This window comes from Sphingomonas sp., from assembly GCF_042096255.1.
Classification (GTDB): Bacteria; Pseudomonadota; Alphaproteobacteria; order Sphingomonadales; family Sphingomonadaceae; genus Sphingomonas.
Genome location: NZ_JBELLZ010000024.1, coordinates 17,125 through 41,184 on the forward strand (window position 1 = coordinate 17,125; position 24,060 = coordinate 41,184).

The 24,060-nt window shown below is 71.4% G+C and carries 13 protein-coding genes; 1 reads left to right on the forward strand and 12 read right to left on the reverse strand.

Going from position 1 to position 24,060, the window contains the following annotated elements:
* Positions 1–5 precede the first annotated feature (5 nt).
* The 6 genes from ACFDTH_RS06880 to tssK are packed head-to-tail and all read right to left on the reverse strand — an operon-like array spanning position 6 to position 9,396.
* The gene (locus ACFDTH_RS06880) at positions 6–1,892 is read right to left on the reverse strand and encodes a serine/threonine-protein kinase (protein WP_375286787.1); all 1,887 of its coding nucleotides are present in this window, start codon (positions 1,890–1,892) and stop codon (positions 6–8) included.
* A complete protein-coding gene (locus tag ACFDTH_RS06885) occupies positions 1,889–2,644 on the reverse strand; it encodes a PP2C family protein-serine/threonine phosphatase (protein ID WP_375286788.1) in 756 nt (251 codons plus the stop codon). Before ACFDTH_RS06885 ends, ACFDTH_RS06880 begins: the two co-directional genes overlap by 4 nt.
* Positions 2,641–3,153, reverse strand: coding sequence for a type VI secretion system-associated protein TagF (gene tagF / locus ACFDTH_RS06890; RefSeq protein WP_375286789.1), 513 nt, complete (start codon positions 3,151–3,153; stop codon positions 2,641–2,643). The genes ACFDTH_RS06885 and tagF overlap by 4 nt, the downstream gene beginning before the upstream one ends.
* On the reverse strand, positions 3,150–6,635 hold the full coding sequence (tssM, locus tag ACFDTH_RS06895; protein WP_375286790.1) for a type VI secretion system membrane subunit TssM: 3,486 nt from the start codon (positions 6,633–6,635) through the stop codon (positions 3,150–3,152). Before tssM ends, tagF begins: the two co-directional genes overlap by 4 nt.
* Positions 6,632–8,080 carry a type IVB secretion system protein IcmH/DotU gene (gene icmH / locus ACFDTH_RS06900; RefSeq protein WP_375286791.1) on the reverse strand — a complete coding sequence of 483 codons (1,449 nt, stop codon included), beginning with the start codon at positions 8,078–8,080 and terminating at the stop codon, positions 6,632–6,634. The genes tssM and icmH overlap by 4 nt, the downstream gene beginning before the upstream one ends.
* On the reverse strand, positions 8,056–9,396 hold the full coding sequence (gene tssK, locus ACFDTH_RS06905; protein ID WP_375286792.1) for a type VI secretion system baseplate subunit TssK: 1,341 nt from the start codon (positions 9,394–9,396) through the stop codon (positions 8,056–8,058). The genes icmH and tssK overlap by 25 nt, the downstream gene beginning before the upstream one ends.
* Positions 9,397–9,461: 65 nt before the next feature.
* On the opposite strand from tssK, the gene ACFDTH_RS06910 reads away from it, so the two are divergent.
* On the forward strand, positions 9,462–10,850 hold the full coding sequence (locus tag ACFDTH_RS06910) for a peptidoglycan DD-metalloendopeptidase family protein (RefSeq protein WP_375286793.1): 1,389 nt from the start codon (positions 9,462–9,464) through the stop codon (positions 10,848–10,850).
* A 2-nt stretch (positions 10,851–10,852) separates the two neighbouring features.
* Here the strand turns inward: ACFDTH_RS06910 and ACFDTH_RS06915 are convergent, their stop codons facing one another.
* From ACFDTH_RS06915 to ACFDTH_RS06940, 6 genes are all read right to left on the reverse strand, one after another.
* Positions 10,853–11,653: a CPBP family intramembrane glutamic endopeptidase gene (locus ACFDTH_RS06915; protein WP_375286794.1), complete on the reverse strand. Its 801-nt coding sequence runs from the start codon at positions 11,651–11,653 to the stop codon at positions 10,853–10,855.
* Positions 11,650–12,138, reverse strand: coding sequence for a DUF4123 domain-containing protein (locus ACFDTH_RS06920; protein ID WP_375286795.1), 489 nt, complete (start codon positions 12,136–12,138; stop codon positions 11,650–11,652). The genes ACFDTH_RS06915 and ACFDTH_RS06920 overlap by 4 nt, the downstream gene beginning before the upstream one ends.
* Positions 12,135–12,602, reverse strand: coding sequence for a PAAR domain-containing protein (locus ACFDTH_RS06925; RefSeq protein WP_375286796.1), 468 nt, complete (start codon positions 12,600–12,602; stop codon positions 12,135–12,137). Before ACFDTH_RS06925 ends, ACFDTH_RS06920 begins: the two co-directional genes overlap by 4 nt.
* A gap of 24 nt (positions 12,603–12,626) precedes the next feature.
* A complete protein-coding gene (locus tag ACFDTH_RS06930) occupies positions 12,627–15,722 on the reverse strand; it encodes a CHAT domain-containing protein (RefSeq protein WP_375286798.1) in 3,096 nt (1,031 codons plus the stop codon).
* The gene (locus ACFDTH_RS06935; protein WP_375286799.1) at positions 15,719–23,509 is read right to left on the reverse strand and encodes a filamentous hemagglutinin N-terminal domain-containing protein; all 7,791 of its coding nucleotides are present in this window, start codon (positions 23,507–23,509) and stop codon (positions 15,719–15,721) included. The genes ACFDTH_RS06930 and ACFDTH_RS06935 overlap by 4 nt, the downstream gene beginning before the upstream one ends.
* Before the next feature lie 24 nt (positions 23,510–23,533).
* Positions 23,534–24,060, reverse strand: a 527-nt coding sequence (locus ACFDTH_RS06940) for a ShlB/FhaC/HecB family hemolysin secretion/activation protein (protein ID WP_375286800.1), incomplete at its 5' end; no start/stop codon positions are given.

The window sequence follows — 24,060 nt, forward strand, 5'->3', positions numbered from 1 at the left end:
CCGCGCTATTCCTTCACCTCGTCCACCGTCTTGAACCACACCATGTCGGCCTGCCATCCGTTCGCCGCGGCGGCGGACACGAAGCGGTTGGTCCAGTCCGGCCCGCGCGCGCCGATCGGCGGGGCGATCACCGCCGGATCGAACGGCCCCTTGCCGGTCAGCAGCAGCAGCCCGGACCACTCGGCATGGTCGACCAGCAAGCCCAGGCGGAAGCGATCGCCACCCAGGTCCTTGATCGCAAAGCCGCCCCCCGTCTCCTGTGAGGTGAACGCCGCACGGGAGGGGAACACCGTAGTCAGGATGCCCGCGGGTTCCAGCCCGACCAGCGCGAAATCCTTCGCCCGATCGCCCACATGGACGTTGATGATCGCATTGGCCGCATTCAATCCGGGTTCCTGGCTGTCCGCTGGCTGGCGGCGCAGCTCGAACTTGCGCTGCGGCACCGACAGACGGCGCGATCCCGGCGCGCGGACCTGCCGATAGGCGTCCAGCACCGCGCAGCCGGATTGTGTGATCTGGGCGACCTCGCCGAAGTCGATGTCGGCGCCCGACACCTTCTGCTGTTGTAGCGCACGGGCGATCTCGCTCTGCGCACTGGAGGGATTGCCCGCCACGCCGGTCAGCGTGATGCGGGGACCGGGCGATCCCGGGCTGATGTCGACAATGTCGAGCCAAGTGCAGCTGACCGATGGCAAGACTGCATCCACTGCCGAACGGGCGACCGCGACCGGATCGCGGCCGGCACCGGCAAGCTGCGCTGCGGGCGCGCGGTCCTCATCGACGGGCGTCGGCGCGGCGCGTCCGAACACCAGCCATCCGACCAGGGCAAGCAGCAGCACGCCCGCCACCGCCGCGCCGATCATCACCCCACGCCTTGCGGCGAGCCCCGGCGGCCCGGGCTTGTCGGCTCCGTCATGGGGAATCGCTGCGAGATCCAGCATGGCCAGCACCTCGTCCATCGAGCGGAGCCGCTCGGCGGGGTTGGCGCGCAGCATCGATTCCAGCACCGGCCTGATCTCGCCCGGCAGGCCGGTGAGGTCCGGTCCGGCGCGGCGCTTGTCCACCGCATCGACCAGCGATCCCCCCATCGCCACCGATCGGCCCTGCGCCACTGCCAGCATGACCAGACCGAGGCTGTACACGTCGGTCCACGGCCCGACATCGCGGCCGAAGTCGCCAAGCTGCTCGGGCGCGACATAGCTGAGCTTGCCGGCAAACCCTTCCCCCACGATGGTCGCCGATCCGGGGTCGATATCCTTCGCGATGCCGAAGTCGATGATCTTCGCCCGGTCGAGTCGTCCCTCTTCCAGCAGCACGTTGTCCGGCGAGATGTCGCGATGGATCGCGCCAAGCTGGTGCGCGGCGCGCAGCCCCTCGGCCAGACGGCGCAGCAGCGCCACCAGTTCGCCAGAACCGGGCTTCAGCCGACCCAGTTCATCGGCCAGGTTGGTCCCGTCGATATATTCGGTGACGATATAGAGCACGCCCAACTGGGGCTCCTGCGCGAGGACGCGATAGCTGACGAGTGCCGGATGGTTCAGGCGCGTCAGCGTTCGCGCCTCTTTTCGGAACATGCTGATCACCGACGGATCTGCGGCCAGTGCTGGCAGCATTACCTTGATCGCCACCTTTTCATCAGAGTTGATGTTGGCGCCCTCGAACACCTCGCCCATGCCGCCGCGGGCGATGAAGCGCTTCACCTCGAAAATGTGGTTGAGGACGTCGCCCACCTGAATACGCTCTCCGTCGGTACGCGGGGCAAAAGCGGTCTGGAACGGCGTGGCGGTGCGCGGCGGCGGCGCGGTCGGCTCCCCCGGCCGCGACGGCATGAACACGGTGCGCCCTTCCTCGTCCGGGCCTGGCTTATGGGGCTCTTTCGCGTCGCCGCTCACTGCGCAACTCCCGTCTGCGGCAGCGTAAGGTTCGTCGCCTCGTCCAGTGCAACCAACACCAGGGTCAGGTTGTCCGGCGCTCCACGCGCAAGCGTCTGCTCGACCAGCCGATCCGCCGCCGTGCCGTGATGCGACGACGCCAGCAGGTCCGCGATCGCTGCCTCGTCCAGCGGCCCGGTCAATCCGTCGCTGCACAGCAGGAACACATCGCCTACGCAGGCCTCGTCGGTGATCACGTCCACCTCCACGCTCCCCTCCACCCCCATCGCGCGCGCCAGCACGTGCGCCATGGGATGTCCTTCCGCCGCGGTCTCGCTGAGCAGCCCGCGGTCGATCAGTTCCTGCACTTGCGTATGGTCGCGCGTCAGCCGGTGGAGCGCCCCGCCACGCAGGAGGTAGGCGCGGCTGTCGCCCACCCAGAACACCGCGAACTGCCGCTCGCGCAGGTAGAGCACCACCACCGTCGATCCCATCTGGATGCCGCGGTCGCTCGCCTCCTCCCAGATGCGGGCATTGGCACGATGGAGCGCGCTGGCGATGATCTGGCAGGCATCTTCGAACTGCGCGGGCAGATGGACCTGCGCCATCGCTTGCGCCACCTCGGCGGAGGCCCATTCGCCATTCTCATGCCCGCCCATGCCATCCGCAACCGCCCAGAGCCCATCCGCGCTGCGGTCGCAGAAGCTGTCCTCGTTGTTGCTGCGGACCCTGCCTTGATCGGTGCGCGCCTCGGCGTGGATACGGAACGTCATCGGACCTCCTCGGCGATCGAGAGCATGGCGCGCAGCAGATCGGGGGGCCGCACCTCCATGCGGCTCGCGACGGTGCGGCCGTTCGCATCCTCCAGCCACCATCCGGCTGGGGGCGGTGGCGCGGCGGCGAGCGGCTCGGCCAGCGCCTCGGCGACCAGCCGGTCGGCGCGCCACGTTTCGGCGAGCGCCCGTTGGATCAGGGCCTCGCAGCATGCACTCGCCGCAGCGAAGCGATCGCGGGCGATCCCGCCGATCGCCAGCCAGAGCGGAAAGCGCCGGCCCACGGCATCAACCGAGGGCGCCAGCGCGCCGCCGGAGCCTTGCGACACAAAGCGCCAGGCGGGTGCGGCATCATGAGCGCCCTCGAACCCGTCCCCCAATGCATCGCGTGCATCGACCAGCGAAGCAGAAAGCCAGTCATCGAGCGCCACCTGCGCCGCCGGCTCCAGCCCGCGCGCAACGAAGTCGCCATGCGCGGGCAGCTTGCCGAAAAGCTGGACGCGTCTCACAGCGCGGCCGGGCAGCGGAAGGACCAGAGGCCGCCGCGACCAAACGGGTTCTGGTCGCTCGGCAACTGGACCAACAGCGTCGCCGTCGCGGCTCCCTCGCCAAAGGTCGCCTTGATCGTGGTGGGCCCGGCATTCTCCTTCTCGGCCCCGTCCATCAGCTTGAACAGCGCCCACATGCCCTCGGCTTCGATCCGCTTGATCTCGTCCGCCGCCGTCGGGGTGGCGCCGGCGCCGGTCTTCAGCAGCACCACCGACGCCTCGGGCAGACCGGCGGACGCGGTCCAGACGACCGGGCGCATCGGCCCGCCCGCCTGATCAAGCCGATAGGTCGCTCCGCCTGCCGAGACGATCACCGCGCCCACGCCCGCGCCAAGCTTCACCAATCCCACCTTGAGCGGCAGGCCGCCCGCGATCAGGTCACGAATCCGCGCTGCCTTGGCGAATTGCTCCGCGCTGGTCGGGTCGAGCCCGGCGGCCAGCGGGTCGTCGGCCCGCCACCGCCACACCGGCCCGCTGACGTCCAGCAGCGGCTTGAGCCGCTGCTGGGTGAAGCCGTCGATCGTCCCGCCCATGCCGAACACGCGCAGCATTTCAACCGCCGAGGCATCCTGCGTGGCCGCGCCGAAGAAAGGGTAGCGCTCCTGCGCGACCTCCTGGCACGCCGGCAGCACCGCCTGGGCATAGGCATCGGCGACCGCGCCCTTGGCCGCATCCACCTGCGCCGCCGAACCGCCGCCCGCGGCGACCTCCACGAAGCCCTTGAGCTGGGGCGGCGCCCCGCCCGCCGCGCCCGCCATCGCCGCGGTCGCCTGCGCCATCGCCGCCTGCGTCGCCTCCGAACCACCGCCGCCGCCGGTTATCCGCGCCGCGGCGACCGCCTGCCCCGCCTGCTTGAGCGCGGCGACGAAATCGTCCACCGGCGCGGGCGCCTTGCCGTCGCCGACATAATCGTGGATCGGGCGAAAATAGCCGGTGATCTCGCTGCCGGCGTCGAGGCCATTGGCGCGGCCGGCGCCGGCTGCGTCGAGCATGCTCGCGCCCGGCACGCTCGAAAGCTTGGCGTTCATCGCCTGCATCGCCCCGGCGCGCGCACCGCCCGCGAAGATCGTATTCTTGCGCAGTTCCAGCAGCACGCGCTTCAATGGTGACGGGCTTTTGCCGATCGCGGCCAGCGCCACCGGGTCTTGGAAGTAGGCGCCGGGCTTCAACCCGGCGAGCACCGCATCCCAGGCCGCGATATAGTCGCGCGCATAGCGTCCGGCGACCGCCGCGCGCAGGTCGCTCATCTCACCCTGCACGCCCCCGGTGGCGGCGTCCTGCCCCATCACCCACAGGTCACGCTTAAGGTCCTGCGCGGCGGTGGCGAGGCCGAGGAGATAGGCCTTTTCGAACCCCGCCCGGGTGAAGAAATAGGGCACGTTCGTCGCCAGCACCTGCTGCGGCGCGACGAAGGCGGCGGCGTCGCCGGCGGACAGCACGTCGGCGACCCGCCACCCTGCCCCCGCCCCCGCCGCCTTCTGCTTCATCACCGCATAGGCCCGGTCGCCCAGCGACAGCGTGCCGATCGCCTGGCGTGATGCGGCGACCAACGCCCCGTCCAGCGGCGCGCGCCGGTCCGGCCACACGCTCGCCATGTCCGTGTCGGCCAGCAGCGCATCGAGGTGCCGGGCGAGCCTGTCACGCTCCACCTGGCTGTCCGCGCCAGGATACACGTTCGCCGCCCAATCCGACGTGACCCAATTACGGATGGCGCGCGCGTTCATCGGCCCCTGCTGGCCGAGCATCAGATAGACCTTGAGCGGCTCGTACACCTTCATCGCGTCGCCGCCGTCGGCGCGCAGCACCTGCTCGAGGCGCAGAAGCAGGCGCGGCAGCATCACCCGCCGCAGCCCCTCGCGATAGGTCGCGTCCGCCTGGCCGCTGAGCCCGGACTGGAACAGCCCGAACCGCATGGTGAGCGGAGGCCCGCCCTCCTGCCGGTCGGCATAGCCCTGCGGAAGCGCGCGGAGCGCGTCGAGCGCGGGCAGCGTTGCGCGCAGGTCGGCATCCCCCTCCCGTACCTGCTTCAGGTCGACACCGCTTTCTCGCAGCTGCGCGGCGGCGGCATTGGTCTTCGCCAGCAGATCGGCCTGAAAGCTGCGATTGCGCGCGTAGCTGACGCTCCACAGCCCGACGGTGAACAGCGCCACCGCCGCCACCGCCGCAAAGGCACCGACCAGTTGCGATCGTCGCCGCGCGCGGGCGCGCGGATCGGCAGTCACCAGTCCCGCCTCGGCGAACATCACCTCGGTGAGCAGCCGGTTGAGGAAGTAGGCGCGTCCGGATCCGCCAGCCCCCGCCGCCTGGGCCGGGCGGTCGTACACGTCCGCCATGCCGGCCAGGATGCGATCGAGCGGCGCGCCCTGCTGAACACCGCTGGTGAAGTAGAATCCTCGAAGCTGCCCGGTCGGCTCGTCTCCGGCTGCGAAGGCTCCCTCCAGGAAGCGCATGACCCGCGCGCGCAGCGATTGCAGCTGCGAGGGGAAGCCGAGCAGCAGCGCGCGGCGGGCGCTATCCACCTCCTCCAGCAACCGCTTCGCCTGGCGGTCGGCGATCGCCTGCGCCATCGCGTCAAAATCGTGCGCCAGCGTCTCCACCGCCGGCCGCTCGGCCTTGAAGTCCAGAGTCGCGCCCAGCACCGATCGCCGGCCCTCGATGTCGAGATCGTCGAAATATTCGACAAACCCGGCTAACAGGTCCGCCTTGGTCAGCAGCACATAGACCGGCGCCGACACCTCCAGCGTTCGCCGCAGTTCCACCAGCCGCCGCCGGACCGCACGGGCATGCGCGTCGATCGCGGCGCAGTCGCTGGCGACCAGCTCGTCCACGCCGATCGCGACAATGACGCCGTTCACCGGCTGGAGCGGCCGATGCCGGCGCAGCAGGCCGAGAAAGGCGGTCCAGCCCCTGGAATCCACCTCGTAGTTCGAGTCCTGCGTCGTGTATCGACCCGCGGTGTCGACCATCACCGCTTCGTCCGCGAACCAGAAATCGAGGTTGCGGGTGCCACCGATCCCCTTCACCGCGCTGTTGGAAAAGGGAAAGCGCAGGCCGGAGTTGAGCAGCGCGGTGGTCTTGCCGGCGCCAGGCGGGCCGATGATCACGTACCACGGCTTGGCGTAGAGATAGTCGCGCCGCTTGCCCGACGCGTCCTTCAGCTTGCCCAGCGCGTCGCGCATCCGCGCCGCCAGCGCCGCCCCCTCCTCTCCCGCCGCATCGGGCCCGCTCAGCTCCGCCGCCAGCGCCGCCGCCGCCCTGCGCGCCTTCCAGCGCCGGCCGAACGCAAGCAAGCCCCACGCCGCGGCAACCAGCAGCACGCAGGTGAGGCGCACCCACATTGGCCGGAACGCCGCGACGAACAGCGGCAGCCCGACCGCGAGCACCAGCGCCACCAGCACGGCGCAGGCGATCGTGACGACCCACCAGTTCTTCAGGAGCTTCATTGCCCCGCCTCCGCTGCGAACCGTCGCGGCACGATCACCTCGACGCGGCGGTTCTCGGCCTTGCCCGCCGCCGTGTCGTTGGAGGCGATCGGCACGGTGTCGCCCATGCCCTTGGCGGTGACGCGCGACGGATCGGATAGAGTGGCTCGGATCACTGCCGCCACCACGTCCGCTCGCGCCTGGCTGAGCGCCAGATTGTCGGGAAAGGTCAACGTGTTCGACAGCCGGTCGCTGTCGGCATGGCCCTCGATCGTCACCGGGCCGGCCTCCCCCTCGACCGCCGCGCCGATCCGGCGGAACAGCGCCTCCCGGCCCGGCTCCAGCGCGTCGGAGCCGGACTGGAATAGTTGCCCGACCACCGTGCGCACCCGCACCGTCTGCGCATCCTCCTTCACCGTCACCAGCTTCTGCGCGATCTCCGGCGCGAGGAACTGGCGCAGGCGCGTCGCCTGCTGGCCCTCGGTCGCGGGCAGCGGTGCGGCGGCGCGCGACAGGGTCAGCCGCTCGTCGGGCATTGCCCCGGCGAGCGCCTTGGCCGGCGCGTCGCCACTGGTCATCAGCATCAAGCGCAGCACGATGTAGATCAACAGCAACACCGCCGCCGCGCCCGCCGCAGCGAGCGCGATCAGGCTCCAGAAGCCGAGACGGCCGACCGGCGCGGTCTCGCCCTTCCACTGCGGCGACAGCTCGGTGGCGGAGATCGCGCGGACGTGCGCCAGCGCGCCATGCAGCCGCGCCATCACCTCCTGCAGGCGGCGCCGCCCGTCCGGCATCACCCGGAAGCGGCCTTCGAATCCCGCCGCGAGGCAGGCGTGATACAGCTCGATCAGGTCGCCATTACCCGCCGGATCGCGCAGCATGTCGTCGACCAGCTGCCAGAAACGGTCGCCGCCGATATTCTCCTGGAAGGTCTGCACCACCATCGATCGCCGCGCCCATTCGGCGCCGTCGGCGCCAACGCCCGGCAGGTTCTGCGCGATGTCGTCCACCGTGGCGCACACGGCGTAGCGCGCACGCTGGCGCGTCTCCTCGGGACAATGCGGCGAGATCGCGCGGTCAAAGGCCGCGATCAGCCGCGTCGCCTCGCGATGGAATTGCGGCGTTGCCAGCCGCACGCGCCCGCTGCGCACGCCGGCGGCCAGCGCCAGCACCGGCGCCGCCTCGGCCAGCAGCACGTTGCGAACGCGGCGCGGCGTTGCCGGCTGCGGCACGTCGTCCTCCGCAAGCCGGGATGGCGCGAGGCCTGCGGGCGCAGGCGACGGCGCATAGGCGGGCGGTGGCGGTGGCGGTGGAGGCGGCAAGCCGCCCCAGTCCACCGCCGGCGGCGCGGCGGGCGGCGGCGCACCCTGCGCCTGGCGCAGCCCCTGGAGGGGCGACGGCCGGAACACCGTCTTGTTGCCGTTGCCGTTGCCGCCCGCGCTCATCGGTTCGCCCTCTTCACGCACCAGAGTTCCAGCTTGAGCTGCGGCCACTCGCCGGCGACATGCAGGCCCAGCGCCGGCGCGCTGGCGAAGTCGCGCCAGTCGGCCGCGCCGCGATCCAGCTCGAAATAGACATAGCCGGGCAGCACGCGCAGCTGCGGCGGCGGGGTCGGGGTGTGGCGCAGCGGCACGCCGGGCAGCGCCGAATCGACGATCTGCCGCATCTTGGTGATCGCGCCGATCTTGGCGATGGCGGGGAAACGCGCGCGGATCTCGTCCACCGGCGCCGCGGCGGCGACCGCCAGATAGAAATATCCGCTTACGTACAGATGGTGATCGACGATCTTCGATACGTAAGCCCCCGGCCCCGCATTCTCGAGCGGCATCTGCACCGCCGACCGGTCGAACACCGCCGCCAGCATCGATTGGAGCAGGTCCAGCACCGGCTCGAAACAGACCTGCGGATTCTCGTGGTCGTAGCGCGGTAGCGGCGGCGGCTTGCGCTCGGGCCGCACCAGCGTGGCGAGTTCGCCTGCCATCGCCACGAAGCTCTCGAACAACCGCTCAGGATGCACGGTCGGCAGTCCCTCGACATGGCGCAGCACCTGCACCCAGCGGTTGAGCGCCTGGAGCAGCAGGAAGCTGACGAAGGTCTCCGCCCCTCCCTCGGTGGCCTCCACTGCACGCAAGGCGAGTTCGTCCGCGCGCTGCTCGGCGCGCCCGAGGATGTCGGTGACCGCGCCGTCCAGCCGGCGCGCAGCGGCGATGTCCAGGGTCGGCGGGATGAACCGGTCGTCGAACATCAGCCGCTTGTTCTGCACCTCGCGCACCCGCGCGACGCCCAGGGTGACGCGGCCATAGGTCTGGTCGCGAGTGACGCCATAGCGCAGGTTGGGCGTGCCGAAGTCGACCGGCTCGGTCACGCGCTCGTCCGAGAAGACGTCCGGCACTTCGGCTTCCGCGACCAGGAAACGCGCATCCAGCGCATGCGCCTCCGCATCCCGGAACTCCACAGCGCCCGTCTGGCGCGCCGGCAGCGTCAGCAAGACGATTGCATCGCGCGCGTCCTCCGGCATGTCGAGCGGCTCGGGCGGTGGCATGTCATCAGGGATCGCGAACGGCGTGCCGTCCGGCATCACGCCCCGCGCGCGCACCACGGCGAACTTGCCCAGGGTGGCGAGGTCCTCGTCCACCACCAGTTCGGTGAACCCCCAGGGCCACGGCCGCACGCTGTCCACCCGCGCGCGCAGCTGCGCGTCGAGGAAGCGGTCCTGCGCCTGGAAATGCTGCGGGCGCAGGAACATGCCCTCGCGCCACGCCACCCGGTTCGATCCCGTCATCGCCGCCCTCCCGTGGCGTTCCGTGTGCCGCGGTTGCGCCCTGCGGCGATCGCGCCGATACGGGCATGGCGCAGGGGGGCTTGCCGATGGACCGCAAGGACGAAACGTCGTTCGATCCCAGGACCTGGGGCGGCGACGTCCCTGCCCGATCGCACCAGGACGCGACCTCCTTCGATCCACGCGGCTGGGCGCCTAAGGGCGAGACCGCTTCGCCGCCGCGATCGCGCAGACGCCTGCTCGTTCCGCTGCTCTCCGGCGTGGCGATCGTCACCGCACTCGGCGTCGTCGCCCTCACCATGCGACCAGCCGCTCCGGCCGGGCCTGCGCCGATCGCCAGCGGCAGCGCGGACGCTCCGGCGGTACCACCGAGCCGCCGCACCCTGATGCTTGACGCCCCAAGCGGAATCGAACCCGCCCTGCTCGCCGCCGGCGTCGATCGGGAAAGCGCCGGCGATGCCGCCCGCCGCGCGCTCGCCGCAATCGGCCCAGCGCGCGGCGAGATTCGTCTCGAACTCGATCTGAGGGAACAGGGCGCGCGCGCCACCCTGCTGGCGATGCAGGCGACACGCGCGGACGGCGCCGGTCTCGCGCTCACCCGCCGGGTCGACGGACGCCTCGCCGCGCAGCCGCTTTCCGCCAACCTTTCCACCCGCGTCCGCGCCGTACGGGGCGAGATGGACGACGACAGCTTCTACACCTCCGCAGTCACCGCCGGGGTCACCGACAGCCTGATCAGCGAGTTCGCCAACGCCTTCAGCTTCGATTTCAATTTCGCCACCGACGTGAAGCCGGGCGACATCTTCGAGGCGGCGTTTGCCCAAGGGTATAATCCCTCGGGCGAGCCGGTCGGCGTACCGCGCCTTCTCTACGTGTCGCTCAGCACCGCGGCGAAGTCGCGGGCGCTCTACCGGTTCCAGCCCCCCGGCGGAGAAGCCGGATGGTACGACGGAAACGGCAGATCCACGGTGCGCGCGCTGATGATGACCCCGGTGGATGGCGCGCGGATCAGTTCCAAGTTCGGGCCGCGCTTTCATCCCGTGCTGCACTTCATGAAGCTGCATCGCGGCACCGACTTCGCCGCGCCGACCGGCACCCCGATCTTTGCCTCGGGCGACGCCACCGTCTCGTTCGCGGCGATGAAGGGCGCCAATGGCAACCTGACCATCCTGCGCCACGACAATGGCTGGCTGACCTACTACCTGCACCAGAGCATGTTCATGCCCGGCATCGCGCCGGGCGCGCGCGTCCGCCAGGGCCAGAAGATCGGCGAGATCGGCACCACCGGTCGCTCCACCGGCCCGCATCTCCACTATGAGGTCCACATCGATGGCCAGCCGGTCGATCCGATGACCATCCCTACCGGCGGGACGAGCAAGCCGCTGACCGGCGGCGCCCTCGCCGCCTTCGCGCAAGAGCGCGACCGGATTGATCGGGCGCGCGCGGAGGTCGACTGAGGTCATGCTGCACGTCGCCGGCGCAGCAGAAGCACAGCAGGAACCAGCAAGGCGAGGAGCACAAGGGTCATCACCAGGCTGGCGTTGAGCCCTTCGTCACCGCCGACCAGATCGAAGTTCATCGCCGCACCGAAGCCGCCAACACCGGGATTTGGATCGAGCCCAAGGAGCAGTTGCTCCGCGCCATTCCAGCTACCGTGCGCCGCAACCGCACCCGCCAGGCCACGGCCCAGCAGCGCGATCATCCCGAACAGCAATCCGCCGAGGAACAGGTTCACGAACGATAGCGGTGCGCGCGCGCCACCCACCGCGTGCAGCATGGTGAAGGCGAGCGAAGCGGCTGCCACCCCCGACGCCGCGCCCCAGCCACGCACCGCCACTGGCTGCAGCCAGCCGCGGAAGTAAACCTCCTCCGCGCCCGCCTGCACCAGCACCACAGCCGCACCCCAAAGCAGCACACCGCCCGCCGAGGCTGTCCCCGTACCGACCTGCAACGTGCCGAGGGCGGCTGCGACCGCTGCGGCCAGCAGCACGCCCGATACGCCGACGAGCGTGCCCGCAGCGACCATCGCCAATGGCCGCGTGCCGAGCGTGAAGGCGTTGACCGCGAAAAGCCCGCCCCCCAGCGCGCCTGCTGCAAGCAGGCAACCGAACACCGCCGCGTTGAAGAGGGTTTCGGCGGTGGCTGCGCTGGAGCTGGCGGGGATCAGCCGCTCCGCCACCGCCGGCATCACCAGCACGACCGCCGCAGCCACCGCGGTTCCGGCGACCAGCGCAACGGCGGCGGAGGCGCTCGGCGTCACGCCGCTTTCCCCGCGGGCTGATCGCCATCGTACAGCTGTCCACCGCGTAGCCGCAGGCTGTGCTCCGCGCCGTCCGCACCCTCGACCACGAACTGGCGGATGCCCTCGAACCAGGGTCGCCGTTCATCCTCGCCCGCGCCGAACATGTACGCCAAGAACACGCGCGGATCGTAGAAACGGAACTGCGCCACCGTGCCGTCGGGCAGGCTCGCCTGGAGGAAGCGCCGGAAATGCCGGCGCAGCGATTCCGGTCCGCCCTCCGCCTCGCACATCACGCCCCAGTTGCGACCCCGCCCATGCGCCTGCCAGATCCGCACCAGAGGCTCGCGGGGATCGATCCGCACCAGCCAGGGTGCAGCCGCAGCGAAGCGGGGGCTGAGCCGGCCGGAGAACAGGCAGCAGCGCGCCTCGCATTGCGCGATCAGGCCGTGGAGCCGCGCATCCTGCGCCGCATCGATCAGTGCGTACCAATCGGTCGCCGTCACGTCAGGCACCGTTCGACGAAGGGCACGCCTGAGAGCGCCGCAGCTTTCAGAACCTCGGCCTGCTTGTCCTGCGCGATCTGCGCGGCGGCCGTGGACAGCATGCCCGCAAGGCCCGCCTTCGGGCCGCCGATGCCCACCGTCACCGGGCCGCCACCGCCGCCCCCGCTGCTTGCACCATTGTCGCCGATCAGCACGGTGGGCAGACCGACCACGATGGTGCCACCATGCACCGTCAGGTCGCCGATCCGTGCCGCCGGCATGCCGGAGACGATCACGGTGAAGGCGCCCATTGCGATCATGTCGGGCGGACCGACGCAGGTGCACAGATCGGTGATCCGCGCCTGGGGAATGCTGCCGGTCAGCACCGTGACCGCGCAGGGCGGCAGCACCGGACCGCCGACATGCGGCACCACGCCCGTCACCATCGGGCAGACGTGCATGTCGCCGACGCGCGCCGCGGGCATGCCCATCGCGTCAGCCCCGCCCGCTCATCGCGCCGCAACCCGGACGGGGCCAGACAGCAGCGGCTTGGTGGTGTCGCCGACAATAAAATACGGCGCCCAGAAAAAGGGGTGTGAGTAGCGCGGCTGCGTCATCAGCGCGCGCTGGCCTGCTTGCAGCGCGCCCCCAATCGTGCCCTGCCGCGCGGTGGAATAGAAGGTGCGGATGAACTGCTGCGCATCCTCCTCGGCGGAGGCCTGCCAATAGGTCGCCAGCACCGCCCGCGCCTGCGCCGCCAGGAACGCACGAACCAATCCTTCCAGGGTCGCGCCCGCCTCCTCCTGCCCCGCACTGCGCGCGAGTGCCTCGTCACGCACGCCGCTGGCGGTATCGCAGGCGGAGAGCACCACGAGGTTCGCGTCCAGAGTCAGTTGCGCGATCTCGGAAAAGCTGAGCAGCCCGTCGGACTGTTCGCCACCGAAGGAGGTGACCAGCGCGGGCGGCGACTTGGGGCAGCCCCATTGACCCTCGGTGAGCCCGTGGGTGGCGAAATGCAGCACCTGATAGTCGCCCAGGTCGGTGCGCGCCTCGATTGCGGTGTCGCTGAACGCAGCATCCGTCATCATCGGGGCGCCCGGATCGCCGAGCGCGTCGGCGGCGATGACCAGCTCGCGCCTGTCGATCGGCGCGAAGTTGCGTGATTCGGCAGCAAGCTGCGCGAAGGGCACCTGGCAGCCGAAGCCGACGCTGACCGGCCGGTTGGTGTCGGCGCTCGACGCCGGCGGGCTGTGCTCGCCCAATCCCAGGAACGCCTTGCCCGCGGCGGACTGGCCGGCGGCACGCGCGACCAGGAACGAGCGTGGCGACAAGGCGGTGGAAATCGGCAGGCGCGCGGCGAGGAATGCGGTTTGCGAGAAGTCGAACGGATCGGCCGCCTTCGCGCGCTTTTCGGTCACCAGCACGCCGATCGGCAGCGTCGCCAGCGGGCCCGCCGGATCCACGATCAGCGCCTTGGACGCGAGCATCGCTTCCGCCGCCGGCCCGGCCAGGATGCGGAACAGCGCAAACGCCTCATCGGCGCGATAGGGCACCAATTTGCCCTCGGTCGCCTGCCGTCCATCGATCGAGTCGCGCACCCGCTCGCCCAGCGTCGCCAGCGCAGCGGTCTCCGCGGGGCCAGTGGTGACGCGATAGACGAACGCCTGCTCGCCGGTCAGCAGCATCCCATAGGTGCGCCGGTTGACCTCGGACAGTTTGAAAAAGGCCTCGCCGGGCTGGAGCGTCGCGCGCAGCTCCGCGATGGTCGCCGGCGTGTCGTCGATCGACTTGTAGCGGCTGTTGCGGCCCAGGTCCGCGTCGATGGCCAGCAGCCGCGATTCATCGGCGCTGCGCTCGGCTTCCAGCGCCGCAACGTCGCTGCCGGGGGTCTGGGGTGCCGCCGCGATCGCATAGCGGAGCCGCGTGATCTCGCGTTGCAGATCGGTCCGCTCACGCAGCTTGGCGGCGATCGCAGGGTCATTGCCCACCACGCCGCGGATCTGGCTGAACTGCCTTGCCACCGCAGGCTCGCCGGTCGCCTGCACCGCACGGAAGTAGCGCTCGAACGTGTCTGGCGTCGGGCTCGCCTTCGCTTCCTCGGCAAGCAGGTCGAGATAGCCGCCAAGCCCGTTCGGCGCGGCGACGCCGCTGACGTTGGCGGTGATCAGCGCTTCCACCGCCGCGGCATATTCGTCGCGCACCGCCGCGATCGGCGCCCCGCTGCGCGCGAACATGCTCGCACGCTCCAGCTGCGTTTCCGCGATCGCCGGCTCGGTGCCGGTTCCCGCCGCGGCGAGCGCGCCGCGCCTCAGATAGTCCAGCGCCCGGTCGAACGCGGCGAGCGCCGCGGACCAGTCTTGCCGCTGTGCCGCCAGTCGCCCAGACTGGCGTTCGATCCGGGCGGCGAGCCACAGCAACGGTGGCTGCTCGATCTTCTCTGCCTGGAGCGAGGCGAACGACCGGCGCGCGCGCTCGATCGCCGCGATCGCACCCGAGACATCGTCGATCGCGAACAGCGCCACGCTGCGAGCCCAATTCGCCTGTGCGTCAAGCACCACCTGCGACAATTCCGTCGTGTCGGGCACCGATACGACGCTCGCCGTCGCGCCCACCTTTGCCGACTGGTTGAGCGCACGCAGCGTAACGAGGTCCAGCAGCGGCTGCCCCGGCGTCACCGTGTTCGAGACGAGCGCATCGAGAGAGCCGAGCGCGGCGCGGAACCGCCGCTGGTTGAGCAGGTCCAGCGCGCGATAGGCTTCGCGCTTGCGCCGCAACAGCGTGGCCTGGCCCGGCGGCAGCGTCTTCAGAATCTGGTCGGCCAGCGCGAAATGCTCGGCGGCGCTGCTTTCGAAGGAGATGTTCGAATCGGCCAGTGCCGCCTCCAGCTGGAGTTCGGCGCGCATCTGCTGCGGGGTCTCCGGATCGAGCCGGCTCAGCGCATCGTTGAGCACGCGCGACGCATCGACCTGAAGGCCGCGCCGGCTATAGCCGATTCCCTGCGCGAGCGCGCCCTGCGGATCGACGAAGGCGGACCGCGCCGCCGCATCGGCCCGTGCGGGGGCTGCCGGCAGGGTGGCGGGATCAAGCGTCGCCTCCAGCACCTTGGCGGCATTGCCGCCGGCCGGCCGCCTGCGCGCGACGATCGCCACCGTCTCTTCCATCGGCCCGAGCAGCGCCGGCGCCGCATCGGCGACCAGCCGGGTCGGGCCGAAGCTCGCGTCGAAGCGCACCACTTCGATACCGAGCGACGCATCCCAGCAGCGCCGCGCCCGTCCCGCCACGCCCGCGATCGTGGCGGGTGCGTCGGCGCCGCAGTCGAGCGCCGCCTCCAGCGGCTTCATCCGCTCGGGCGTGTCCGCCACCAGCCGCACCGCGCCGAGCGGGCGGCTCGCGCTCGCCGAGCGGCAGGTGATGAACAGCGACTGGTCGAACTGGTCGGGCGCCGCCGTATCGGTGTCGACGCGGTTGGCGACACATGCCTCGCCCTGCGTGTTGCGGCCGATCGCCACCACCTTGCGGTCGGGCAGGCGCGCGGTCTGTGCACAGGCTGCGAGCAGGCTCGAACACAGCAGCGTGGTCAGCAGCGGGGCGCGACGGGTGCTCATTTGCGGCTCTCCTTGCGCGGGCAGGTCCTGCCGGTCGGGTCTTCGGGGCAGCCGTCCTCGCCCGCCGCGGCATCGTCGGCCGCGCCGGTGAACAGCGCCTCGTTGTTGCTGCCAATGGCCGGATCGAACGGCAGCTCGCTCTCGCTGGGCACGTCGATCGCGGCGATGCCGGCGAACAGCGCCTCGTTGTTGCTGCCGATCACCGGATCGAAGGCGATCTCGAAATCGGCGGGCACGAAGACGTTCAGGCGGCTGGGATCGAAGATGTTGACCGGCGGGATGCCGATCGGCGTGGTCAGGCAGCCCGCGCCGGTGCCGATGATGCAACCGTTGACGCGCGAGTCCCGGATTACGATCGTGTCCGCTCCGTCGACCTGCGTCGACAGGATCGTTTCACCCACCACCGCCGCTGACTCGTTCGCCGTTCCTGCAATCGTGCCGAACATCGCGAAGGCGTTGCCGCTTCCCGCCCCATCCGAGCGCAGCGTCAGCGACGGCCCCTCGCCGGGGGTCCCGATCACCACGCCGGTGCGCGATCCGGAGACGCCCGCCGCAGTGGTCAGTCGCCCCGTGTTCTGGAACAGCGCATAGGTGCCGTAGCGCACGCTCATCGCCTTGGCGCTGACCAGCACCGGCGCATCGGGATAAGGTTGCCGGGCCGCATAAAGTGCAGACCGCGCGTTGTTGACGAACCGGTCCGCCACCGCTTGGGCATCGGTCAGGCCACCCAGCACGTCCAGGAACCCCTCGCGCTGCCCCGCCGCGATCCTGTCGCCGCGCAGGTGCAGGATATTGCCGTCGAAGTTCAGGCGTCCGCCGCCGCTCGCCGCCCCGCCGGGCGCCGCATCCGCGACGATGGTGATGCTGCCGGCTCGGGATGCCGCATCCTCTGCGGCGCCCCCGATCGCAACGATGCGGCCGTCCGCCGCCGCCGTAACCGCGCCCGTCACCTCGACCGCGCCGGTCGTGGCGATCGTCGTCGTCGCATCCCCCGTCGACGCGCCGAAGGCGATCGCTCCCATCCGTACCGCGCCACTGCCCGCATCGAACACCAGCTCGGGCACATCGATCAGCCCGACCTCCGCATTGGCAAGGTGCAGCCCGCCGGTGGGGCCGTCGCCCAGCGTCACGCCGGCAGCGGCGTTGCTGCGGATGGTCGCGGATGCGGCGGTCACCGTGCCGGCAAGCGCCAGGTCGCCCGCGTCGATTGCCAGTGTCGTTGCCGCCGTGACCGCACCAAGTGCGGCGCTGCGCTCCACGCCGGTGACGATGCGCACGGCGCCATCACTGTTTAGCGGACCGGTAACCTCCACCGCGCCCGCGCCCGCGATCGTCAGGTCGCCGCCCGCGCTGCCGGTGCCCAGCACAATGGCATCCGTGGCGGCGCCACCGATGCCGCTCAGGTCCAGCGCGCCCGTTGTCGCCTCGATCGACTCCGCCACGATCGATCCGGCGCGCACGGTGACCGCTCCGGCGCCCATCACCGTTCCCAGGTCGGCGACACCGCCGCCGCTGCCTGCGCCCGGTGCTGCCACCGACGCGCCGGTCACCACCGTGACGCCGCTCCGCGTGCCGGTCACCTCGGCCAGTGTCGCACCCGGACCGGCATAGACCTCGACGGCGCCGCCGGTCAGCGCCGCAGCGGTCACCACGCCCTGCCGCGCATCGACCAGCACGTCGCCGTCGCGCGCGGTCACTACGCCCATCGTCGCGTCGCCGCCTGCACGCAGCGTCACGTCCTCCCCAGCGACAAGCTGCCGCGTCACCTCCAGTTCGCCTGTGGCGTCTAGCACCGCGCCCACACCGGCATCGCCCTGCCCAATCGAGAGCCGCCCGCCGGTCGCGGTCAGCGCCAGCCTGCCCACCGCGACGGCATTGCCCACCTCCACGCCCGCTGCCGTGATCCGCAGGTCTGCGCCGGCAAGTGCCAGTCCGGCCACGTTCACTGCGCCGTCGGCGTTGAGCAGCACCGCCCCGGCAGCCCGCACGGTGCCCAGCGACATTCCCTCCGCGGCCACCAGGTCGACGTCGCCGCCGTTGGCGACCACGCGCGTGGCAACGATCGAGCCGGCACGCGCGACCGCGTCCACCCGCCCCCCTGCGATCAGCGTTCCGCCCGCGATCGTTCCGCTGTCCACCGCCAGAACTCCGGCCGCATCGACCGCGCCGAGCACGACCTCTCCCGAGCCGGCGGCACGAATGCGGACGTCCTCGCCTGCCTCGACCGTATCAAGGCGGACCAGGCGGTCACCGAGCACTGACACGCCCCCTGCGGCGGTCAGCACGGCCCCCCCGCCTGGAATCGCGCCAGTGACCGCGCCGTTCATCGCGCGTATTCCAAGCGCGCCCTCGCGCGCCGTCACCCGGCCTAGTCCGGCATCGCCGCCGGCACGGACCTGCACGGTTTCGCCGGTCAGGCGCTCCGCCACCAGGATGTCGCCTGCCGCCGTCAGTCGGGCGTCACCGCCGGCACGGCCGTGTTCCAGCGACAGGTCCGCGCCTCTCGCCTCGACCGAGAGGAGGTCCGCGGCGGTGAGGCGGCCCGCCTCGATTCCGCGCCCCGTCAACCGCAGATCGCCGCCACTGCGCGCGGAGCGGACCCGGATCGCGCCACCGGCATCCACCACGATGCCGCGATTCCCGCCGGCGATCAGCCGCATGCCGCCGTCGCCAAGGCCGGTCGCGCCGCCGGCCGCATCAAGGCGGATGCCGCCCGCCGCGCGGATCAGCCCCGCCGCGATCGTCGCGTCGGAGCGGACCGCGACGCTGCCCTCCGCCTGCGCCGAGGCGAGCCTTACCACACCGCCGGCCTCGACCGTGATGCCCCCGCCGACGCCTTCACGGGTCGTTGCAGCGAGAATCGCGCCGCGTCCGGTCGGATAACCGGTCACCTCGCCCGCGGCGCTGAGCGCGACGACGCCTCCTTCGGCCCGGATCGAACCCAGCCGCATGCTGTCCGCCGCAAAGAGCGTAGCATCGCCTCCAGCTGTGAGCGCACCGCTCACGATGAGCTCGCCCGCGGAATCCAGCAGCGCACTGCCGCCCGCGGTGGCGTCGCCGATCGCCAGTCGGCCCTGTGTCGCCGAGAGTGTCAATCGCCCGCCGGTGCTCACCCTATCCACCGCCACTGATGCGCCGCGCACCCACCCGCGGCCGCCTGCGTCCAGCATCGCCAGGTCCACCGCGCCGCCCGCATCGACGCGGATCGTGCCGGTGCCCCCGGCGACCAGCGTCCCGCCGGCGGCATCGACGCCGCGCACCGCGCCACCGCCTGCGTCGATCGTCAGGTCGCCGCCCGCGGTGATCATGCCCAACCGGAGGTCCGCGCCCCCCGTCAGCATCGCACGCGCCGCACTCTCCAGGGTGCCCGAGACGGTCAGGCCTTCTGCGGCGACAAGGACAGCCTCGCCACCCGCGCTGCCGTTCCCCAGCGAAAGCGCGCCGCCGGTGGCGCGCAGGTCGAGCCGGTCGCCTGCGACGGCGGACCCGACGCGCACCCGCGCCCCCGCCACGACCAGATCGCCACCTGCCGCCATCGTGCCGATCCGCGCCACGTCGCTCGCAGCCACGTCGACGCTCCGCCCGGACGTGAGCGCGTCGCGGACCCGCACCTCCCCTGCCGCGGTGATCACGGCTGCGCCGTCTGCGGAAAGGCGGAGCGCGCGCAGAGAGCCGCTCCGCGCCTCCAGCCTCAGGCGACCCGCCGCGTCCACCGAACGCGCGGCAATCGACCCGGCGGTCACCTCCACGCGACCCGAGGTGCCGCTCAGGGTGCCGAGGTCCGCCGCGCCGCCCGCTTCGATGCCGATCCGCGCGCCGGACGCTTGCCGGGCGACCGTCACATCGCCCGTCGCATCGAGCCTCAACGTACCGCCCGCAACGGCGCTCCGGATCGACACTGCGCCCGCCCGCGCTCGCAGATCGAGAGTATCGCCCGCCGTCGCGCTGCCGAGCGTGATCGCATCCGCCCGGACGCGCAGGTCGCCCATCGCGCCGGCGCGCAGCGCGCCGAAGTCGGCGCCCTCGCCGGCCCGCCCCCACAGCGAGCCTTCCGCCGAAACGCGACCGGCCACGTCGATCGCACCTCTGGCGGCCAGCGCCACATTCGCACCGCTCGATGCGCTGCGCAGACGCAGATCACCCCTGCGCGCCCGGAGCGCGATGTCCCCTCCCGCCGTGACACGCCCGAACGTGATGGACCGGGCGTCGACGTCCAGGTCGCCTGTCCCCGCCGCGACCTTTGCCGCGGTTGCGTCACCACCCGCGCGCAGCACCAGGCCGGTCCCCGCCTCGATCGCTCCCGAGACGGTGAGCGCTCCGGCGGCGGCAATGTCTGCAGAACCGCGCGCGGAAGCGGAGCCCAGCGTCACATCCCCCCGCGATGCCGCCACCGCAAGCGCCTCGCCGGCGATCAGCCGGGCGGCGGTCACCCTTCCGCCCGTCATCTGGAGGTCGCCGGTCTGCGCCCGCGCCGTCCCGACCGCCACCCCACGGCCCGCGGTGATCATCAGGTCCTCGCGGGCGGCAAGCAACCCGGTCGCCGTGATCGCCCCCGTGGCAGTGACCTGGCCGGTGGTGCCCGCGATCGCCGATCCGATCGTCGCGTTCCCTCCGGTCGCCTCCAGCACCAGCGCTCGCCCGGCGCGCACGCCGGCGACACTCAGCCGATCGGCACGCACCGTCACGTCGCCCCGTCGCGCTTCCACGTCGCCGAGCGCTGCCTCGCCTCCCGCGTTCGCCGTTACGTCGCGGCCGGCGGCAATCGGCCCGAAGGCGCGCACCGCACCCGCGGCCGAGAACGTTATCGAGGACCGAGCCGAGGCCTCTCCCACGCGCAATGAACCACTGGTCGCCTGCAACGCCAGCGCACGCGCGGAATCGGCCGCGCGCACCGACACCGTCGTGCCCGAAACGGCGACACTCCCCCGATCGGAGGTGATCGTGCCCAGCCTCGCCGCGCCGCCTGCAGCAACGTCGGCGGAGTTACCCACGGCCAGCGTCTGCCTGACCCGGATGTCACCGGTCGCCGTCAGGGCGGCGCGACCTCCGGCGGTGCCGGTTCCAAGCGCGATCCCTCCATCGCGTGCCGTTAGCGCGAGATCGCCTCCCGCGCTGGCGCTCCGGATCGCCACGTCGGTGCCGCTTATCGTCAGCAGTCCGCCCGCCGAGACCACACCAAGGCTGGTAGCACCGCCCCCGTCGACCCGCAGGCCGTTGCCTGCGCTCAGGCCGCGGGCGATGCGCACGTCTCCGATCGCATCGATCCGCACGGCTGTCTCCGCCCTGCCGGAACGCAGCGCGATGCCGCCGGCCGTGGCAGTCAGCGCGAGCCGACCGCCCGTCCTCGCATCGGCCAGTTCGATCGACTGGCCAACGACGCGCAGGTCGCCACCTTCCGCTGCTACGTCAGCCAGTGTCGCCGATCCGCCCGCCAGGATCGACAGGTCGCCGGACGCGGTGATCCGCCCCAGCGCCGCAATGTCACCGGCCGCAGACAGCGCCGCCCGATCACCGGCGGATGCGGCACGGATCGAAAGATCACCGCCCGCAGCGTCCAGGAACAGGCCGCCCCGGGCGCGCACGGTGGCAAGCTCCGCCGCGGCACCGGCGTCGACGGTGAGCCTGCTCCCCGCGGCGACCAGCCCTTCGGCCGTCACGGTGCCGCTGGCCCGCAGATAGGCGGTGGTGCCGGCAATGCCGCGCTCGATCGAGAGGTCGCCCGAATTCGCCTGGAGACGCAGCACCGCCTCCGACTGGACTTTTCCTACGTCGATCGCAGCCGCGGCCACCTTCACGTCGTCGCCGGTCGAACGCAGCCTTTCCGCGGCCACCTCGCCGCCGGCACGGATCGTCACCTGCCCGCCCGCGCTCAGCCCGCGCGCGATGGCGATGTCGCCCGTCGCGCCGAGCCGCGCCACGCCCGCGGCACTGCCCCTGCCAGCTGCGATGCCGCCGTCAACCGCGCTCAGGTTCAGCGCGCCGCCCGCGCGCGCCACGCCCAGCGTGATCGCGTCCGCGCGGATGCGCACATTGGCCGTTTCGGACGCCGCAACGCCCACAGAGGTCGTGCCGTTCGACAGCAGTGTCAGCGCTCCCTGGGCCCGCAGCGCGCCGTCCACCACAATGTCCTGCCCCGCTGCCAGCCGCATGCCTTCGCCGGCGACCGCCCGGTCGAGCATGATGCCGCCCTCTGCCGCGATCAGCGAGATCGCGCCGCCGGCGAGACGCCGGCCCTCGATCGAACCGTCCGCGGATATGATGGTGAGGTCACTCGATGCGCTCGCCCGACCGATCTGGACCAGCCCGGCCGCGCGGATGCCCAGCGCGTCGCCGGTGCCATCATCGCGCCGTCCGGCGTTCAGGATCGCCCCGCGTTCCGGCTCGGCGCCGGTGACCTCCCCGTTGCGCGCGGAGATGAAGATCCCGCCATCGGCCGTCTGCACCCGCGCGACCCTGGCGTTCGCGCCAGCGGTCAGCCTTGCCGCTCCGCCCGTGCGCAGCTGCGTCGCGATGGTGAGGTCGCCTGCCGCGCGAAGGTCCGCAACGCCGCCGGCCACGCCGTTGCCCAGCGCAAGCGCGCCCTCGCGCGCCCGCATCGTCAGCGATCCGCCCGTTCTCACGTTCGCCACGTCGAGACCCGCACCCGCTATGCGGACGTTCCCGTCCGCGATCGCGGGACCGACGAAATCCGCGTCGCCGAGCAACGTCGCGGAGAGATCGCCGCGAGCGGAAACCAGCCCCTGGACGTCCGCCGTGCCGCGACCTTCGACGGTGATAGACCCGGCCGAACGCAGCGCGGAGCCGGCGCTGGTCGCAATGTCCACCACGCCGCGCGTGGCATCCGCGTTCGAGCCGCGCCGAAAGTCGACCCCGGGCGCGTCGCTCTGCGCCTCGCCCGCCACGATCACCACGCCGTTGCCGGTCCCAACGGCGCGCACCTTGCCGTCGACTTGCAACAGCGATGCCGTCACCTCGGCCTCGGTCGCCAGCGCAAGATAGACGTTCTGCCCCCCGATCCGGCCGCCGACCACCTGGCTCGCCTGAACTGGCAGTCCGCGCGCGATAGAAATGCCCAACGGACTGCCCGGCCGCAGGTTGAGCGTCACGTCCGCCGCAGACACGAAGGCGACGTCGCCGCCGCCGCCCTCCACCTGGCCGACGGAGTCGATCGCCGGTGCGACCAGCACCACGCCGCGGCGCATGCCGTCCGCGCCCGTCGAGCGCAGCGTTGCACCCTCCGCGACCGAGATCGATCCGCCCAGCCCTTCGCCCTGCGTGAACCGGAACTTCCCGCGCGTGAAGGTGCGATCGCCGATGTCGAGCGTGCTCGCGACGAAGCTGCCCGTCGACACCACCGATCCCGCGCCGAAGACGATGCCGCTGCCGTTGAGCAGGAAGACCGAGATGTTCGGTTGGCTGGTGAGCCGACCGAGGATCGTGGTGGGATTGCCGCTGGTGACGCGGTTCAGCACGCTGAACGCATCGGTGAGATTGGCGACCTCCCCGTTCGTCGAGACGAAGCGGGCGGTGCTGTCCGCGCCGATGTCGAAGCTGCGCCAGTTGATGATCGTGGACGGGCGGTTGCGCAGATCCACCGTCAGCGTCTGCCCGCCCGCGCCGTTCGCCACCGTGTCGAAACGGGTCTGCGGCCGGTTGGAGGTGGGCGCGAGCGGCACGGTGTCGGGTGCCACCTGCGCCGCCATGGGCGCAGCGAGCACGACCAGGCTGGTGCCGAGCGCAGTCTTGAGCGCGAGGGCGGAAAGCCGGCTGCGTCGAAGGTGCGTCATCGTCATCATCCCCATGGCCCCGCCTCAGCGAGGGCGGTCGCCGAACTTCACCGAAAGCGAGACGAGCAGCCGGTCCGACGGCGGCGCGGTGGCGAACGAGAGCGCGCGGTCAATCGGATGGGCGTAGGTGATCTCGAGCGCGAGGTGCTGCGGCAGCGTCAGCCGGAAACCGCCGCCCAGGCTGCGCAGATCACGCGCGGTTTCGGTGGCGTTGCGCTCCAGATTGTCGAGATAGACATAGTCGTAGAAGCCGAACAGCTGTGTCCCGATCCGGTCCGAGAACGGCAGGTTGAACAGCACCTCGCCCGTCAGCCCAACCGCCCGGTCGCCGCTGTTCGAGCCCGGATCGTAGCCGCGGCCGATCGTCAGGTTGCCGAGCGAGAACTCCTCGTAGTTCAGCAGCGAATCGTCGGTCCATTGCGCCAGCACCCGGCCCGAGAAGCCCAGCCAGGGCGTCACGTTGACCAACGCGCGCGAGTCCGCGCGCACCAGAAAGGCGCGCGAGGTGCCGTCGCGCGACTGGAAGGGCAGCCCGCGGTTGTCGGTCGAGC

Coding starts and splice junctions, on each gene's coding strand:
- ACFDTH_RS06885 (WP_375286788.1), bottom strand. CDS start 2,644: ATGACGTTCCGTATCCACGCCGAGGCGCGCACCGATCAAGGCAGGGTC.
- tssM (WP_375286790.1), bottom strand. CDS start 6,635: ATGAAGCTCCTGAAGAACTGGTGGGTCGTCACGATCGCCTGCGCCGTG.
- tssK (WP_375286792.1), bottom strand. CDS start 9,396: ATGACGGGATCGAACCGGGTGGCGTGGCGCGAGGGCATGTTCCTGCGC.
- ACFDTH_RS06910 (WP_375286793.1), top strand. CDS start 9,462: ATGGCGCAGGGGGGCTTGCCGATGGACCGCAAGGACGAAACGTCGTTC.
- ACFDTH_RS06925 (WP_375286796.1), bottom strand. CDS start 12,602: ATGCCCGCGGCGCGCGTCGGCGACATGCACGTCTGCCCGATGGTGACG.
- ACFDTH_RS06930 (WP_375286798.1), bottom strand. CDS start 15,722: ATGAGCACCCGTCGCGCCCCGCTGCTGACCACGCTGCTGTGTTCGAGC.
- ACFDTH_RS06935 (WP_375286799.1), bottom strand. CDS start 23,509: ATGACGCACCTTCGACGCAGCCGGCTTTCCGCCCTCGCGCTCAAGACT.